This is a genomic window from Vibrio sp. 10N.261.55.C5, assembly GCF_041470505.1.
Classification (GTDB): Bacteria; Pseudomonadota; Gammaproteobacteria; order Enterobacterales; family Vibrionaceae; genus Vibrio; species Vibrio crassostreae_C.
In genome coordinates, this window is the sequence record NZ_JBFRMS010000012.1 from 87,087 (window position 1) to 104,859 (window position 17,773).

The 17,773-nt window shown below is 43.9% G+C and carries 16 protein-coding genes; 6 read left to right on the top strand and 10 right to left on the bottom strand.

Going from position 1 to position 17,773, the window contains the following annotated elements; translation table 11 throughout:
• Positions 1 to 31: 31 nt before the first annotated feature.
• The 6 genes from nrfF to nrfB form a co-directional block, all read right to left on the bottom strand.
• Complete coding sequence (nrfF, locus tag AB4263_RS05055; RefSeq protein ID WP_372097777.1) at positions 32 to 472, bottom strand: heme lyase NrfEFG subunit NrfF; 441 nt, start codon at positions 470 to 472, stop codon at positions 32 to 34.
• On the bottom strand, positions 469 to 1,023 hold the full coding sequence (locus AB4263_RS05060) for a DsbE family thiol:disulfide interchange protein (RefSeq protein ID WP_372097779.1): 555 nt from the start codon (positions 1,021 to 1,023) through the stop codon (positions 469 to 471). The genes nrfF and AB4263_RS05060 overlap by 4 nt, the downstream gene beginning before the upstream one ends.
• Positions 1,004 to 2,920: a heme lyase CcmF/NrfE family subunit gene (locus AB4263_RS05065; protein WP_372097781.1), complete on the bottom strand. Its 1,917-nt coding sequence runs from the start codon at positions 2,918 to 2,920 to the stop codon at positions 1,004 to 1,006. The genes AB4263_RS05060 and AB4263_RS05065 overlap by 20 nt, the downstream gene beginning before the upstream one ends.
• Before the next feature lie 128 nt (positions 2,921 to 3,048).
• On the bottom strand, positions 3,049 to 4,023 hold the full coding sequence (nrfD, locus tag AB4263_RS05070) for a cytochrome c nitrite reductase subunit NrfD (RefSeq protein WP_372097783.1): 975 nt from the start codon (positions 4,021 to 4,023) through the stop codon (positions 3,049 to 3,051).
• Between the two features lie 2 nt (positions 4,024 to 4,025).
• Positions 4,026 to 4,712, bottom strand: a complete 687-nt coding sequence (gene nrfC / locus AB4263_RS05075; RefSeq protein WP_048613593.1) for a cytochrome c nitrite reductase Fe-S protein — start codon at positions 4,710 to 4,712, stop codon at positions 4,026 to 4,028.
• 3 nt (positions 4,713 to 4,715) lie between these two features.
• On the bottom strand, positions 4,716 to 5,300 hold the full coding sequence (gene nrfB, locus AB4263_RS05080) for a cytochrome c nitrite reductase pentaheme subunit (protein ID WP_019822323.1): 585 nt from the start codon (positions 5,298 to 5,300) through the stop codon (positions 4,716 to 4,718).
• Positions 5,301 to 5,781: 481 nt separating this feature from the next.
• On the opposite strand from nrfB, the gene nrfA reads away from it, so the two are divergent.
• The gene (nrfA, locus tag AB4263_RS05085) at positions 5,782 to 7,212 is read left to right on the top strand and encodes an ammonia-forming nitrite reductase cytochrome c552 subunit (RefSeq protein WP_170967436.1); all 1,431 of its coding nucleotides are present in this window, start codon (positions 5,782 to 5,784) and stop codon (positions 7,210 to 7,212) included.
• A 125-nt stretch (positions 7,213 to 7,337) separates the two neighbouring features.
• Positions 7,338 to 7,682, top strand: coding sequence for a rhodanese-like domain-containing protein (locus tag AB4263_RS05090; RefSeq protein WP_017063559.1), 345 nt, complete (start codon positions 7,338 to 7,340; stop codon positions 7,680 to 7,682).
• A 25-nt stretch (positions 7,683 to 7,707) separates the two neighbouring features.
• Here AB4263_RS05090 and AB4263_RS05095 read toward each other — a convergent pair whose 3' ends face one another.
• Positions 7,708 to 8,337, bottom strand: a complete 630-nt coding sequence (locus AB4263_RS05095; RefSeq protein WP_372097785.1) for a tetratricopeptide repeat protein — start codon at positions 8,335 to 8,337, stop codon at positions 7,708 to 7,710.
• 169 nt (positions 8,338 to 8,506) lie between these two features.
• Positions 8,507 to 11,149, bottom strand: a complete 2,643-nt coding sequence (gene gyrA / locus AB4263_RS05100) for a DNA topoisomerase (ATP-hydrolyzing) subunit A (protein ID WP_372097787.1) — start codon at positions 11,147 to 11,149, stop codon at positions 8,507 to 8,509.
• Positions 11,150 to 11,407: 258 nt separating this feature from the next.
• Here gyrA and ubiG point away from each other — a divergent pair, with 258 nt between their 5' ends.
• From ubiG to yfaE, 4 genes are all read left to right on the top strand, one after another.
• The gene (ubiG, locus tag AB4263_RS05105) at positions 11,408 to 12,151 is read left to right on the top strand and encodes a bifunctional 2-polyprenyl-6-hydroxyphenol methylase/3-demethylubiquinol 3-O-methyltransferase UbiG (protein WP_017063556.1); all 744 of its coding nucleotides are present in this window, start codon (positions 11,408 to 11,410) and stop codon (positions 12,149 to 12,151) included.
• Positions 12,152 to 12,659: 508 nt separating this feature from the next.
• Complete coding sequence (gene nrdA / locus AB4263_RS05110) at positions 12,660 to 14,942, top strand: class 1a ribonucleoside-diphosphate reductase subunit alpha (RefSeq protein WP_017060992.1); 2,283 nt, start codon at positions 12,660 to 12,662, stop codon at positions 14,940 to 14,942.
• Positions 14,943 to 15,045: 103 nt separating this feature from the next.
• Positions 15,046 to 16,179 (top strand): class Ia ribonucleoside-diphosphate reductase subunit beta, encoded by a 1,134-nt coding sequence (nrdB, locus tag AB4263_RS05115; protein ID WP_017063554.1) that lies wholly within the window; start codon positions 15,046 to 15,048, stop codon positions 16,177 to 16,179.
• Positions 16,179 to 16,457: a class I ribonucleotide reductase maintenance protein YfaE gene (gene yfaE / locus AB4263_RS05120; protein ID WP_010438115.1), complete on the top strand. Its 279-nt coding sequence runs from the start codon at positions 16,179 to 16,181 to the stop codon at positions 16,455 to 16,457. The genes nrdB and yfaE overlap by 1 nt, the downstream gene beginning before the upstream one ends.
• Positions 16,458 to 16,629: 172 nt before the next feature.
• Here the strand turns inward: yfaE and napF are convergent, their stop codons facing one another.
• Together napF and AB4263_RS05130 are read right to left on the bottom strand one after the other, a co-directional pair.
• Complete coding sequence (gene napF, locus AB4263_RS05125) at positions 16,630 to 17,145, bottom strand: ferredoxin-type protein NapF (RefSeq protein ID WP_065585169.1); 516 nt, start codon at positions 17,143 to 17,145, stop codon at positions 16,630 to 16,632.
• Positions 17,145 to 17,711, bottom strand: coding sequence for a molecular chaperone (locus tag AB4263_RS05130; RefSeq protein ID WP_017060995.1), 567 nt, complete (start codon positions 17,709 to 17,711; stop codon positions 17,145 to 17,147). Before AB4263_RS05130 ends, napF begins: the two co-directional genes overlap by 1 nt.
• Positions 17,712 to 17,773 lie beyond the last annotated feature (62 nt).

Here is a 17,773-nt window from a genome sequence, read left to right on the forward strand (position 1 = left end):
AGGTCAGTTGGTAAACAGTAATACACAATTTTTATGAGCTCTTCCTAACACTTTTTACTGATAAATATATAAATAAGAGAAGTAATAGGCTCGGTAGCAACCAAAGTAATAGATTTGAAGCCGTCATTGCCGGTTTATAAAGTACAAACTCACCAAATCTTTCCGTCATATATCGAGTAATCTCATTATTACTCTTCCCTGCTTTCACCATATTGAACACAACAAGGCGTAAGTCTTTTGCTATTGGTGAGTTGGATTCAATCAGATTTTGGTTTTGACATTGTGGGCAGCGTAACGTTTTCGCCAAGCGAATAGCACGTTGCTGTTGTTCTGGGTTTTCAAACTCAAACAGTTCAACTTGAATACTCGTCTCTGTATTACTGGCAGTAAACAGATCTTCAGCCATGGTTGAAAGGCTAATCACTAAAAGAGCTGACAGCATAAACAAGGTTTGTATTAGAGACTTCATCATCCATTCACACCATCAAAATACATCGCAAGCTCATCTTTCCATACCATTTCATTAATCACGCCCAATAGCTTTTTAATGATCTGGCCATTGGCATCAACCAAATACGTTTCAGGTGTGCCGATTACGCCCAACTCTAACGCTAACTTGCCTTGAGGGTCACTGATCACGGTTAAGTACGGGTTGCCATCGTTCGATAACACGTTAATCGCAGCCCCAGAGTTATCTCGATAATTGAGCCCAACGATGGGAATGCCTTTATCGTGAAGTTGAAGCAAAAATGAATGTTCGGTTTTACATATCCCGCACCAAGATGCCCATACATTAACCAGTTGATAAGGGTGCTGCGTGACATCAGCCAACGTAATTTCCTGTTTACTACTGATGCCTTCACTATTCACTAACGCACTCGATGTAAATTCTGGAAATGCCCTTTGTTGTTCAGACACCATGGTCGACTGCTGCTTATTATCAAGCGCAAAGACAAACCCCAGCACCACTATCAATGCTAAGGCAATTAGACTAATTAGCTTTTTACGAACGCTGGTATGCATACTGAGACGCCTTAACGGTTGTCTTTTTTCGATGAGTCAATGAGAGTAAAGCGCCGATAATGGAGAACAGCCCACCAAACCAGATCCAGCGCGCATACGCCTTATACTGAACACGAAATGCGTAAGCGGTGGAATCAACTTTCTCACCCATGGTGATATAAACATCACCATGCCAGAACCATTTCATTGCTGGCTCACTCATGTTCATGACTCGAACTTGGTAATGTCTTCTTTCCGGCGCGATAGAAAAGCGCTGCTCGCCAGACTCTAGGCTGAGTATCGCTTTTTCTGCGGTAAAGTTTGAAGCGACATACAGCTCAGTATCACGATGAGAAAGCGTCCAATCCATGAATTCGACTTCTACGCCTGGGCTTAACTTATAGCTGCGCTCAAACGAGTGGTAGCTATTCATGGCAGCACCTACCGCTAACACCGAAACCCCAACATGGGCAAAGGTCATCACCCAGACTTTGCGTTGGAACTTGGAACTGCGCGTTACCACCAAACCATACACATGAGTGAGTAAAACCCAAAATGCGAGTGACCATGTCATCAGCACCATCACTTGGACCTTCTCTACTTGCAAAGCGTAACAGACAAACCCGAGGCAAATAGATGCTAGAGCGATCAACGTAATAACGCCTTTCGATGCTTGAGGCTTAATAGTCAGCAATGGGGCAAGGCCGACGACAGCCAACGCAAGCAAAGCCAAAGGTGCAATCAAGAGATTAAAGTAAGGCGCGCCGACCGAGATATTTCCCAGGCCAAGCAACTCAAAGACCATAGGATAAAACGTGCCGAACACCACGACAGCAGTCGCCAGAACAAAAATAAGCACCGCAACTAAACTCAAAAAACTCTTACTGGCGAAACTGGTAATCGGGCTTGATTCAAAAGACTCTCCTCTGACGATAAGCAGAGAAAATGAACTCACCAGTACCAGAACTAATATCAGCAGCAGTGCAATCCCTTTGGTTGGGTCGACTGCAAAAGCGTGTACCGACGTTAATACGCCAGAACGAACAATAAAGGTGCCTAAGATACTCAAACAAAACGTAATGAAAGCAAGGCTAAGTGACCACTTCAGCAACTGTTGCTTGCCTTTAGCAACACCCAAACTGTGCAATAGAGCGGTTGATGTTAGCCAAGGTAATAGGCTGGCATTTTCTACCGGGTCCCAGAACCACCAACCACCCCACCCTAACTCGTAGTATGCCCACCAAGAACCAAGAATGATCCCTGCGGTTAAAAAGATCCAAGCGACCAAACAACAACTGCGACAATGAGCGACCCAATCGAACTCAATCGGATCCACCAGCAAAGCAGCAACTGCAAATGCCAGCACCACAGAAAAGCCGACATAGCCAAGGTAAAGCAATGGCGGGTGAAAAATCAGACCGACATCTTGCAACATTGGGTTAAGGTCACGCCCTTCTAGCGGCAAGATCGAATTCATTTCAAACGGATTTGATGCGAATAACGTGAACCAAGCAAATATCGCGAGCAGTAGGTTCATCACCCACAGCACTCGGCTTTGGTATTCATTCGAATAGTGTTTTTGTAAGGCGATCACGCCAGACCAGACGCTGATCGTCAGTACCCAAAACAACAAGGAACCTTCATGTCCTGCCCATACGGCCGCAAGCTTAAAAAATGAGGGTAATTGAGTATTTGAATGCTCAGCTACATATAAGATAGAGAAGTCATCACTGATAAAGGCATAGCCAAGCAACGCGACAGAAGTGAGAGAAAACAGCGCGCTTGAAAGAGAGAAACTGCGGATTAAACCTAGATTTTGCGTCCGTTTATTTAGCATTTGGTAAAACGAATGCACACCAATAATGCTGCTGAGTACAGCAACCAACACCAAACTAAACAGCCCCAAAGAACCGACCATATCACCTCAATAAGGCTCCGCTTGAGCAGAGCCGATCTGAACACCCATCTCATGTTTATTAAGAACATGTTCATTAATAAGCAGATATTTAGTATCCAACATCTGCTCACTAATAAACTTGAGCGAAATTAAGCTATCGTTAACTGCCCTGCATAAAGGACAAAAGTTCGCAGCATTAATACGCCCATCAGACTCAATGAAGTAACAGAGAAAATATACACAGTACTATGGCGAACCGATGCTGGTGTCACGGCGTTAAGCAACAAGGGTAAAACCATACCCACACCAATTACGCCATACCAGAACCAACTTGCCCAGAAACCACCGCCAATCGCGTTCCATACTGCCTGCTCACTTTGACCACCAGCAAATATCAACCCAGTGAAGAAAGTAACAAGGACAAACAGTTCAAACATAACAACAGGACGTTCGAAGCCGTGGATCCAAGAAATACTCGCACTATGCGGAGACTCCTTAAAGACCAACACACCAAATAAAATACATGCCGCCGCTCCCGAGGATAAACTCGAGAATAAGAACAATATCGGCAACACTGGGTTATTCAGCATTGGGAAGGTATTTAGCGCAGAGAGTAAGAAGCCAGTGTAAGCCGCAAGTAATAGCGCAAGAACAGCTAAGAATATTTCCAAAGCATTCTCAAACACTTCTAATTTGCCAATCCAGTTACTGACGAAATCGAGTCGTCCTTTTAACCATGTTTGGTCATTTAAAAATACGACGATTTGATCTCTAAATATAATGCCGATCCAAAGAAATAAGATCACCATATACACTTGGAATAAGATCACACCCATCGACATCACAGACGTCGGATTATAGAAGATCATGATCTTCCAAAAAGATAACGGTTTTGTCAGGTGGAAAACCAAGATCAGTAGGCCTGAAATGATCCCAAATGGCGCAAGAAAAGCGGTCGCCTTTAACACACCATTATGAGCAGGATCGCCTTCAATGACCTTACGTTTTAGGTAAATGGAGATCATTACGGCACCCGCCGACATCCCCGCGAGAAATAGATAGATAGCTATAATCCAGTCCCATACCACGGTACCAGACTGAAAAGCTGTGTCCCATGCACTCATAATCAGATCTCCCCTTTTTGGTGTGGCACTTTATAGAGTTTTGGCTGAGTACCGAGATAAGCCTTATCTCTGTAAACCACCTCAGATTTAAGCACCTGATTTATCTCACTCTTAGGGTCATTTAGATCGCCAAATACTAACGCATTGGTCGGGCAAGATTCGACACAAGCCGGTAACTTCCCTTGTGCAAGATTGGTATCACGGCAGAAGTTACATTTATCTGCGGATTTGTTCTCTGGATGGAAAAAGCGCACTTGATACGGACAAGCTAATAAGCAATAACCACAACCAACACACTTCTCTTGATGAACATCGACAATGCCGGTTTTTTCATCTTTGTAGGCCGCCCCTGTTGGGCAAACCATCACGCAGGGCGCGTTATCACAATGTTGGCAAGAGTTACGAGTAAAACGGTAATCAACATTGGGATATTCGCCTTGGGGTTCGCTCTTAATAATCTCTAAGCGCGATACGCCTTCAGGCACTTTGTTCACTTCACGACAAGCTTCTGTACAAGCTGTGCAACCAATACACGCGGTTTCGTCATGAATCATTCCATAACGTTTAGCCCCATCCTCTTGAACATTGGCCAACGTTTTACGACTTGTCACCGCTGCGGTTCCCGCAACACCTGTAGTAAAAATAACGGCACCCGCGCCAGCTAAAAAGTTTCTTCTTGAGCAGCTCATAGATTATTCCCCTTCTTTCTTCTGGTTGAAGTCTGAATGGCAATCCACACACAGCTTGATGGTTTGCTTCTTATCTAAGCCCAACACCTTTGCTTCTGTCGCATGAACATCATGGCAGTTTGAACACGTTAAGTTTTGCGCATGAACGTCGTGGGTCCAGCTCGCTTCGCGCAGATCATCAGGCTTGTGACAATCGATACACTGGCTATTGGCATCTAAAATTAAGCTAGGATCTAGGTAAACCTTGTCGGTACCTGGTTGTGATTGAGCCTCACGATACTTCACCACTTTAGGCGCGCCTTCGCGGTGGTCGGGGCTAATAGAACTATGACAGTCGGTACAATTTACTTCACGGCCAAGCAAAGCGTGTGCACTTTCACCATGTGAACCCAATACCGTTTCTTTTGAATCTTTATGGCACTGAACACACTTGTAGTCTTTGTCACGGATTAATTCGACTTCATGTCTTGTTGATTCCCCTACTGGCGTAACAGCAGGCTCAGCAACAGCATGAATGGAATAACCATAGAGGCAGAATGCTAGAAGGGATTTAAGCATTATGACTATGGCCAATTTAATATTGCCCATTTTATCCTTTCCTTATACCGGCATTATTTAACTCTCAACTAAATAATATTCCGGTTAAACAAAAGTACCCTTAAACGATATTATTACCGTTTAAATGATATCAATTCTTATTTTGGATAAGCCACAACGCTTTCTATAGTTAGAATATACCTCTAATTGGGTAATACGAAATTTCGATAGGTTAATCTGTGAACGCAATCACCCTATTTATATCATGGTCAATTTAGGTAATTGATTGTTATATATGATAATAATTCTCAGTTAAATTCTAATTAAACTAACCACCAATACCACTTTAGGGTTATATAAACTTCAACGTGACTAAGGTCACTGCCATTAATTGATCTGGGACAATCTATATCCAACACGTAACAAAATGTGTTTGTTTATGAATTAATATAAACAGGAATTCTCCAGTTCTTAATTTGAATAGCAAACTCACAACGCTTGGTATAAAAATCAGTATATTGGAGATATCACTGTGAAAAAGCATTGGATACGTAATTCGGTCACAGCACTATTAATGGTTAGCGCGTCATTAGCAAGCGCGACCAGTTTTGCTGCGTCTGAACAAAAAGAAATTGGCGATCCTCGTAACGATCAGTTCGAGCAAAACCACCCAGATCAATATCATTCATGGAGACAAACTTCAGAAAGCGAAACCATTGAAGACGCACTAAAAGAAGATCCCAACATGGTTATCATGTGGGCTGGCTACGGGTTCGCAAAAGACTACAACAAAGCGCGCGGCCACTTCTATGCGATTGACGATGTAAGACAAACCTTGCGTACTGGCGGTCCGACCGACGAAAGCTCAGGTCCAATGCCAATGGCGTGTTGGAGCTGTAAGAGCCCAGACGTTGCACGTGTTATTGAAGAACGCGGTGAAGATGGCTACTTCGAAGGTAAGTGGGCACGTCTTGGTAACGAGATCGTTAACCCTATAGGTTGTGCTGACTGCCATGACACCCAAAGCGATGAGTTCAAAAATGGCGAGCCAGCACTGAAAGTGACGCGCCCTTATGTTGAACGCGCTTTCGAAGCGATTGGTAAAAAGTTTGATGAGCAAAGCCGTTTAGACCAACAAGCTTCAGTTTGTGCACAGTGCCACGTGGAATACTACTTCACGGGTCCAACAAAAGGTGTGAAATTCCCTTGGGATAAAGGGACGCGTGTTGAACAGATGGAAGAGTACTACGATCAGATTGGTTTTAAAGATTGGACACATAAAGTCTCTAAAGCACCAATGCTAAAGGCTCAGCACCCAGGTTACGAAACTTGGCGTGAAGGCATCCACGGTAAGAACAAAGTCGTTTGTGCTGACTGTCATATGCCGAAAGTGACCAAAGAAGATGGCACCGTTTATACCGACCATAAAGTGGGTAACCCATTCGACCGCTTCGAAGATACCTGTGCAAACTGTCACACTCAATCTAAAGAGACCATGCTTAACATCGTTTCAAGCCGTAAAGCGCAAGTGCTGAACATGAAGCTGACTGCTGAGAAACAAATCGTAGCCGCTCACTTTGAAGCTGGCGCAGCATGGGAAGCAGGCGCAACAGAACAAGAGATGGAGCCCATCCTACAAGATATCCGTCACGCTCAATGGCGCTGGGATTACGCGATCGCATCTCACGGTGTTCACATGCACGCACCTGAAGTAGCCCTAGAGGTTCTTGGAACGGCGGTTGACCGCGCAGCAGACGCGCGAACTAAGATTGTTCGTCTACTTGCGAAGAAAGGCATTACCGATCCAATCGAGATTCCAGATATCTCAACCAAAGAAGCCGCTCAGAAAGCGCTAGGAATGGACATGGATAAGATGAATGCTGAGAAGCAACACTTCTTAGACACCGTGGTTCCTAAGTGGGAAGAGCAAGCTGAAAAGCGTGAAGCTAACTACGAATACTAGTTCCTTCAAATAGACCAATAAGATAAAACCAGTCACACTGTAAAGGTGTGGCTGGTTTTTTAGATTTGGGCGCACTCAACCGTCCCAATTTCACATTACCTTTTAGCTAATTCAAGGAACAAAGAATGAAGCACTTACTTTCGCTTTCGGCATTATGCATCGCATTAACAAGTTCAGGACTTCACGCCTCAGAACGAGCAGAAACAGGGTGGGAAATGATTGAGGAAGGTGCGCTGGTCGTTGATGTCAGGACACCAGGAGAGTTCAAGCAAGGTCATCTGGACAATGCGATTAACTACCCTCTTTCTGAAGTCGCTACGCACTTTGCCAGCATAGACAAAGCTCAACCTATCGTTTTGTATTGCCGCAGTGGTAACCGCTCAGGACAAGCTTACCAGTATTTGAAAGCTCAAGGGTTTACACAGATCCACAACGCTGGCGGTTTAATTGAGATGCAAGAAAGCAAATAATCTCGAAATTACAGATAGTGTCCGTTTAACGGATCATTTGCTTAGCTTGGTTGATCGAATGGATGATAGAGACACGATCAATGCCTTTCTGGTTAGAATCGAGAATTTGAGTCCAAGCATCGATCGCTTGTTGGTAGCGCATACTGATGAAGTGATCGGTCGCGATTAACATCAAGGCCGTTCGATCGTTCGGATCAAGATCCATAGATTGCTCTAGCAGTTTGTTGACGTCATCACTCATCGCTTGTGAACTGAGATAATAAAGTGCGGTAGCTTTAGCGGCATACAAGCCTGAAGGCGCTTGAGGGTCTAAGCGAATCGCGTAGTCGTAACAGGTAAACGCCGCATCAAACTCCCCTTTCTGCATATAAACACCACCAAGCTTAAACCAAAGATCTGATTGATTAGGGTCTTGCTCCAAGCTCTGCTGAAGTTCATTTTGGAAATCTGTTGTTGTATAGCTGCTGTCGTCACTTGAAGTAAGTTGAGGGGCTTCTTGTTTCATCTGAGACCAAACCAGAATGCTGACTAATATCGCCACACATGAAATAAGGAGGTTGCTTTTCAGATGACTGGTCTTTCTGTTTGATGCGATCACGATTACCACTAGAAATAGGCTCATTAGCAGCAAAGCAATCAGTAACCAGATATCCATTCCACTCTCCTTTCATTGACGCTTTACTGTACCTTTTTCTCACTAAAACAATATTGATCGAGGTTTAGCTATTGGCTTTTACACAAGTCACAGCCAAATTTTAGGTAATAAAAAACCGAGCACAATGGCTCGGCTTTTTGTCTCAACTTCTATTTATAGAAGTGAAAGATTACTCAGTGTCTTGCTCGCTATCAGAAGCGTCTGATGCTTGCTCTTCACTTGATTCAGAAACGACTGCTGCTTCAGCGTTTGCTACTTCAGCTTCGCCTTCAACAACCTCAGCTTCTTCTACTTCGTCGATACGTTGTAGACCTACAACATTCTCGTCGTCAGAAGTACGAATCAGTGTTACACCTTGAGTGTTACGACCAACTTGGCTTACTTCCGCAACGCGAGTACGTACTAGCGTACCTGCGTCGGTGATCATCATCATTTCGTCGCCTTCTTCAACTTGAACAGCGCCAACAACTGGGCCATTACGTTCAGAGACTTTGATAGAAACCACACCTTGCGTTGCACGGCCTTTCGTTGGGTATTCAGCTAGTTCAGTACGCTTACCGTAACCATTTTCAGTCACAGTTAGGATATCGCCTTCGTTAGAAGGAACAATCAACGATACTACTTGATCGTCTTCTGGAAGCTTCATACCACGAACACCAGAGGCAGTACGGCCCATTGCACGTACTTTGTCCTCGTTAAAGCGAACAACTTTGCCCGATTTAGAGAACAGCATGATGTCGCTATCACCGTTAGTGATGTCAACGCCAATCAGTGAATCATCGTCACGTAGGTTAACTGCAATTAGGCCGTTAGCACGTACGTTTGCGAACTGATCCAGTGATGTCTTCTTAACAGTACCGTCACCCGTTGCCATGAAGATGAATTTCTCGTTAGAGAACTCAGAAACAGGCAGGATAGCCGTGATACGCTCACCTTCTTCTAGAGGAAGAATGTTAACGATAGGCTTACCACGAGCAGTTCGACTTGCTAATGGCAGTTGGTAAACTTTCAGACGGTATGTCTTACCACGAGTAGAGAAACATAGGATGTTATCGTGAGTATTAGCTACAAGCAGACGCTCAATGTAATCCTCATCTTTCATCTTAGTTGCACTCTTACCTTTACCACCACGACGCTGAGCTTCGTAGTCGCTTAGGATTTGGTACTTAACGTAACCTGCGTTAGAAAGCGTTACTACAACGTCTTCTTGAGCAATCAGCTCTTCCATGTCGATGTCATGAACTGCCGCTGTGATTTCTGTACGACGCTCGTCGCCATAGATTTCACGTACTGCTTCAAGTTCTTCACGGATAACTTCCATCAAACGCTCAGTGCTTGCAAGAATGTGCATTAGCTCAGCGATCTCTTCTAGAAGTGCTTTGTATTCGTCTAGAATCTTCTCGTGCTCAAGGCCAGTTAGGCGGTGAAGACGAAGTTCTAGAATTGCTTGTGCTTGTGTTTCCGTTAGGAAGTATTGACCATCGCGGATGCCGTATTGGTCTTCTAACCAATCAGGACGAGCTGCGTCAGTACCTGCACGCTCAAGCATTGAAGCAACGTTACCAAGATCCCAACCACGAGACACTAAACCAACTTTAGCTTCTGCTGGTGTTGGCGCGCTCTTGATCAGTTCAATGATTTCATCAATGTTAGCAAGTGCTAGAGACAATGCTTCAAGGATGTGTGCACGGTCGCGTGCTTTCTTCAATTCGAAGATAGTACGACGAGTCACAACTTCGCGACGGTGGTCTACGAAGCACTTAAGCATGTCTTTGATGTTGAACAACTGTGGTTGACCGTTATTCAACGCAACCATGTTGATACCGAAAGTCGTTTGCAGTTGAGTTTGAGCGTATAGGTTGTTAAGAACCACTTCGCCTACTGCATCACGCTTACATTCAATAACAATACGCATACCGTCTTTATCAGACTCGTCACGCAGTGCACTGATGCCTTCTACTTTCTTATCTTTAACCAGTTCAGCAATCTTCTCGATCAAACGAGCTTTGTTTACTTGGTAAGGGATCTCAGTAACGATAATGGTTTCTTTACCATTCTTCTCTACTTCGATATCCGCTTTTGAACGCATGTAAACCTTACCGCGGCCAGTCTTGTAAGCATCTACGATGCCTTTACGACCACTGATAAGTGCTGCTGTTGGGAAGTCAGGACCAGGGATATAGTCCATTAGCTCATCAATAGTGATATCTTCATTATTGATAAATGCTAAACAGCCATCAACAACTTCACCAAGGTTATGTGGTGGGATGTTGGTAGCCATACCTACTGCGATACCAGAAGCACCGTTTACCAATAGGTTAGGAATTTTTGTAGGAAGTACTGCTGGAATTTGTTCTGTACCATCGTAGTTCGGTACGTAATCCACAGTTTCCTTATCAAGGTCAGCCAGGAGCTCGTGAGCAATTTTCGCCATACGAACTTCGGTATAACGCATTGCAGCCGCGGAGTCGCCATCGATAGAACCAAAATTACCTTGGCCATCAACTAGCATGTAACGCAGTGAGAACGGTTGCGCCATACGAACAATAGTATCGTATACAGCACTATCACCATGTGGGTGGTATTTACCGATTACATCACCTACTACACGAGCAGACTTTTTATATGGTTTGTTCCAATCATTACCTAGTACATTCATCGCGAACAAAACGCGGCGGTGTACAGGTTTTAGGCCATCACGCACATCTGGAAGGGCACGACCAACGATGACGGACATCGCGTAGTCTAGGTATGAACCTCTAAGCTCATCTTCAATATTTACGGGCGTGATCTCTTTCGCTAGATCGCTCATAGAGCCATTTTCCCTCTATAGTCAGATCGTATTTTTGAATACGTATAAGACCGAAAAATATAACACAAATTTACCTACGGAGGCATCACTTTCCCTCTCCTTTTACCATCTTGTGACCCTTGTAGCCAATCAATTGATGAGAAATTGCACCTCCGCATCATATCTTGCTGAAACATGGTCACTTTACATCCAATAAACTAGCAAAATTGTAGATCTTCTGGTCAGCGCGAAAAGGCAAGTTATAATGCCTGCAATTTCATGGATGCATTATTTAACTTGGAAATGCCGATTATGACTAAATCACAGAACGTAGACCCAGCAGAAATCAAGAAATTCGAAGACATGGCGTCACGCTGGTGGGATCTAGAAGGCGAGTTTAAGCCTCTACATCAAATCAACCCACTGCGCCTAAATTACGTGCTAGAAAAGACCGAAGGTTTATTTGGTAAGAAAGTCCTCGATGTTGGCTGCGGTGGCGGCATTTTGGCTGAAAGCATGGCTGTTGAGGGCGCAGTAGTCACTGGCCTAGATATGGGTAAAGAACCGCTAGAAGTGGCACGTCTTCACGCATTGGAAACTGGCACCAAGCTCGATTACATCCAGAGCACCATCGAAGACCATGCAGAACAGAATCCACAAACTTACGATGTGGTGACATGTATGGAAATGCTAGAGCACGTTCCTGATCCACAATCTGTGATTAGTGCATGTTCAAAATTAGTGAAACCGGGTGGTCACGTGTTCTTCTCTACCTTGAACCGTAACTTCAAATCTTACCTGTTCGCTATTGTTGGTGCAGAAAAGCTACTTAAGATTGTTCCTGAGGGCACTCATGAGCACGAGAAGTTCATTCGCCCTGCAGAACTTATCAAGATGGTCGATAACACTCCGCTGCAAGAACTAGGGATTACAGGGCTGCACTACAATCCTCTTACGGACACTTATCGTTTAGGCACAAATGTAGACGTAAACTACATCGTCCACACGCAAAACTTTGGCTAAAAAATATCGGTAGCCCTACCGTAAAACCTTTTGTAAAAAAGACGAATGAAAAGAGTTGCAATTACCATAACTTTGCGACTTTTTTCAGTCTAAATTTCGTGCGCTAGCTTCCATTTTGACCACCTCGATTTAAATTTAATCGCCTAAAATCAATCGCCCATTTTGGCCAAAGATCAAGGAATTTTTTTTTATGGGCGTGCAAAAATAAAGCATCATTAAAAGCCGACTTTTATACAATCAAGTCACATATAACCTCATCAGTTAGTGGTCACTTACAGTTTTTTTTCAATCCACCACTTATCCACAAGCAACCCCATTTCTTTACCTTGAAAAATATCAGTTGTAGCACTATCTTGTAACCCAACAAACAAATGACCCCTATATGTTGTGTTTGAACTACAATGTATGGGTAGACCAAGATCACAAAGCCGAAACGTAATTTACAAAAATTACACAGAAATACACAAAAACACGGCCTTGTTCAGTTTTGTTAGGGAAATTAAGCAGAATGAACCAACAACTTACTGTTACCAAGCGTAACGGGCGCAAAGAAACGATCGATCTAGAGAAGATCCATCGCGTGATTACATGGGCAGCTGAAGGCTTGCACAATGTTTCTGTATCACAAGTAGAATTGAAAGCTCACATTCAGTTTTACGATGGCATCACCACTACTGACATTCATGAAACTATCATCAAGTCAGCAGCGGATTTAATCTCTGAAGAGACTCCTGATTACCAATATCTAGCAGCACGTCTGTCTGTATTCCACCTACGTAAAAAAGCGTACGGCGAATACGAGCCGCCTGCACTGTATGACCACGTTGCAAAACTGGTTGATATGGGTAAATACGATAGCCACCTTATGGAAGATTACACGAAAGCTGAATTCGAAGAGCTTGACGAGTACATCGACCACAAACGTGACTTAGACTTCTCTTACGCAGCGGTTAAGCAGCTCGAAGGTAAATACTTCGTGCAAAACCGTGTAACGAAAGAAATCTACGAGAGTGCTCAGTTCCTTTACATTTTAGTTGCTGCGTGTCTATTCGCTAAATACCCGAAATCGACTCGTCTTGACTACATCAAACGTTTTTACGACGCATCGTCTACGTTTAAGATTTCTCTACCTACACCGATCATGTCTGGTGTACGTACGCCTACTCGTCAATTCAGTTCTTGTGTACTGATCGAGTGTGGTGACAGCCTTGATTCAATCAACGCGACAGCAAGCTCAATTGTTCGTTACGTATCTCAACGTGCTGGTATTGGTATCAACGCAGGTCGTATCCGTGCGCTTGGTTCTGAAATCCGTAATGGTGAAGCGTTCCACACAGGCTGTATCCCTTTCTACAAATACTTCCAAACAGCAGTAAAATGTTGTTCTCAAGGTGGTGTTCGTGGCGGTGCAGCAACGGTATTCTACCCACTATGGCACGGTGAAGTTCAGTCTCTATTAGTACTGAAAAACAACCGCGGCGTTGAAGAGAACCGAGTTCGTCACATGGATTACGGCGTACAGCTGAACAAGCTTATGTACTCTCGCCTAGTTCAGGGTGGCAACATCAGCCTGTTCTCACCTTCAGACGTACCTGGCCTTTACGATGCGTTCTTCGAAAACCAAGACCGTTTTGAAGAGCTATACGTTAAGTACGAAAACGATCCTTCAGTGAAGCGTGAAACGGTTAAAGCCGTTGAGCTTTTCTCTCTGCTAATGCAAGAGCGTGCTTCTACTGGTCGTATCTACATTCAGAACGTTGACCACTGTAATACACACAGCCCGTTTGATTCTGAAGTAGCACCTGTTCGTCAATCGAACCTATGTCTAGAAATCGCGCTTCCTACTAAGCCACTTTCTAACGTAGAAGATGACGAAGGCGAAATTGCACTATGTACGCTTTCAGCATTCAACCTTGGCGCAATCAATGAACTGGACGACCTAGCAGAGCTTTCTGAGCTGGTTGTTCGTGCTCTAGATGCACTGCTTGATTACCAAGACTACCCGCTTCCAGCTGCATACAAGTCGACAATGAACCGTCGTACTTTAGGTGTAGGTGTAATCAACTACGCATACTACCTAGCGAAGAATGGTGTTAAGTACTCTGATGGCAGCGCGAATGGCCTGACTCACCGTACTTTTGAAGCAATTCAATACCACTTGCTAAAAGCATCTGTTGAACTAGCGAAAGAGCAAGGCCGTTGCCCATCTTTCCACGAGACCAACTACGCGAAAGGCCTACTGCCAATCGATACTTACAAAAAAGATATCGACTTAGTATGTGAAGAGCCACTGCACTACGATTGGGATTCTCTACGTGAAGAGATCATGGAGCACGGTCTGCGTAACTCTACGCTAACAGCGCTTATGCCTTCTGAGACATCGTCTCAAATCTCGAACGCGACTAACGGTATCGAGCCACCACGTGGTTACGTATCAGTGAAAGCATCGAAAGACGGCATCCTTAAGCAAGTGGTTCCAGATTTCCTAAATCTTAAAGAGAACTACGAGCTACTTTGGAACATTGGTTCTAACGACGGTTACCTACACCTAGTGGGTATCATGCAAAAATTCGTTGACCAAGCTATCTCTGCAAACACTAACTATGATCCAAGTGTTTACGACAGCGGTAAAGTACCAATGAAGAAGCTGCTTCAAGACCTACTAACAGCGTACAAGTACGGTGTTAAGACGCTTTACTACCATAATACTCGTGATGGTGCTAAAGACGACCAAGGCGATGCAGTTCAAGTGCCGGAAGAAGATTGTGAAGGCGGCGGTTGTAAGATCTAAACCGCAATAAACATTAAGACCCCAGAGAAGAGTTATCTTCTCTGGGTTTAAAGCATTAACAGGGTCCGTTTTATTACGGGTCTTTAAAGGATTTGAGGCATTTATGGCTTACAGTACTTTTTCTCAGCAAAAAAATGACCAACTAAAAGAACCAATGTTCTTGGGTCAGTCGGTAAACGTTGCACGTTACGACCAACAAAAATTCGAAATCTTCGAAAAGCTTATCGAGAAGCAGCTTTCTTTCTTCTGGCGTCCAGAAGAAGTAGACGTGTCTAGCGACCGTATCGACTACAACAAGCTTCCTGAGCATGAAAAGCACATCTTCATCTCTAACTTGAAGTACCAAACGCTTCTAGATTCAATCCAAGGCCGCAGCCCTAACGTTGCCCTACTTCCATTGGTATCTCTACCAGAAGTTGAAACTTGGATTGAAACTTGGTCTTTCTCTGAAACGATTCACTCTCGTTCTTACACGCACATCATCCGTAACATCGTGAATGATCCAGGCGTAGTATTCGACGACATCGTTGAAAATGAAGAGATTCTGAAGCGTGCTAAAGACATCGCTTTCTACTACGACGACCTAATCAAGCTAACGGCTGACTACCACCGCTACGGTGAAGGCAACCACAGCATCAACGGCGAAGACGTCAAGATTTCACTTCACGACCTGAAGAAGAAACTTTACCTATGTCTAATGTCTGTAAACGCACTAGAAGCGATTCGTTTCTACGTAAGTTTCGCATGTTCATTTGCATTCGCTGAGCGTGAGCTAATGGAAGGTAACGCGAAGATCATCAAGCTAATCGCTCGTGATGAAGCCCTTCACCTTACTGGTACACAGCACATGATCAACTTGCTACGCAATGGTCAAGATGATTTTGAATTCATGCAGATCGCTGAAGAGTGTAAGCAAGAGTGTTTCGACCTATTCAAAGAGGCGGCTGAGCAAGAGAAAGAGTGGGCAGAATACCTATTCAAAGATGGCTCTATGATTGGTCTGAACAAAGACATTCTTTGCCAATACGTTGAGTACATTACCAACATCCGTATGCAGGCTGTTGGCCTAGGTACGGCTTACCCAGCAGCAACGTCGAACCCAATTCCATGGATCAACGCTTGGTTGTCTTCAGATAACGTTCAAGTTGCTCCACAAGAAGCAGAAATCAGTTCTTACCTAGTTGGCCAAATCGACAACGAAGTAAAAGCTGACGACTTTGAAGGATTTGAGCTGTAATGCCAACAATCAAAATCAACAAACTGACTTCAATTGAATCTAACCCTTCAAACACTCTGTTGGAAACAATGGAACAAGCTGGGTTAGAGCCAGAATACAACTGCCGAGATGGTCACTGTGGCGCTTGCCGCTGCACGTTGGATTCTGGTGAGGTCGAGTACGTTGGTTTTGCTATGGCTTACACGCAAGGTAATGAGATATTGCCTTGTATCTGTAAAGCAAAGACTGAGCTATCGCTGAGTAACGTTATTCATAGAAACAAGCAAAAACGCGCATAAGCCAGCTGGCTTTAGGTCACTTTGTTCGAATATCGTCAATAAGAATCAAAAAAGGGTCCGCTTCCTTTAGGAATGCGGACCCTTTTCTATTTATGTCTTTAGGTATCTAAAGCGACTCGTCTATCACTCAACCAAATATTCCTGTTGGCTTGTGTCATACAAAGCCAAACGTTTATTGCTGAGTCAGGTTAAGAGTCACAGAGCCAATATAACAAGCGCTTCGGCACTCTCCACAGCCGTTACACTTATCTTTGTCCACTGTAGGCAACTCTCCTACTTCGATGTGTATTGCACCAGCTGAACACGCCGTTTGGCATGCTGAACAGTCCATTTGCATGTAATTATTGCAGCTATCCGCAAAGCTCGGCTTGAGGTCGATATAAGGCGTGGCCGTTGGATGAAGTGCGCCGGTCCGACACACTTCAGTGCATTTGTTACACATAGAACAACTGTTGTAATCCAAATTCAGCAGCGCACTGCCCTCTAGCATCTCAATAACGCTATTTGGACACGATTGTTCACACAATCCACAACCGTCGCAAAGACGCTCAAACAGCACCTCATCGACCGCTCTTGGCGGTCTTGCATGCAAGCGCTGTGATATCTCTTCATAATTCGCGGCTGCTTTAACCGGTTTAGAAAGTCGAGTTAAGAAACCGCGTCTATTTGAATTTATTTGTTCAGACATTAGTCGATATATAACTTTTTAGTAGCAACGTTTAAATTATATTCAGATATTAAGTACTTAAACCAATCTATTACATCAACCGATAGCTTTTTATAAAAAGATAACTCTGATGCTTTATTTAGTTTTTCTAAATAAACAGAAGACCAAGTTAATAAGTGACCCTCAAGTAATTCACCAGCTGAATTAATATTATTATTTTCTAACAAATACGCATGAGCGAATAACATTAAACCAAATTGATCTTCCGGCTCTCTTAACCCAGTGTCTAATTCAATCTGATTCAATTCTAAAAACTGGCGATACTCAACCGTAGAAGCACCAAACACAACGCGGTCTTTATCTAGGTACACAGAACCCCAAGGCGGAGCTGGCATGTCTCCAACGCCTTCAAACAGGCGGCTGAACTCTGCTGCGAGCGCATCTTCGTCTTCGCTTCTTAATGCCTGCAAGCATTCTTCAGAGAGTACTTCGCTCTCAACCAAAGCTTCGACAATGGTGATTAACTGTTCTTTACTTGTCGCTTGATAAAATAGCGAACCCAACAATTTATGCGTATCGATAATCATTATTATTTATACCGTTATAGGTTTAAAGATAATTATATTAATTAACTCATTTCATTCTTTGA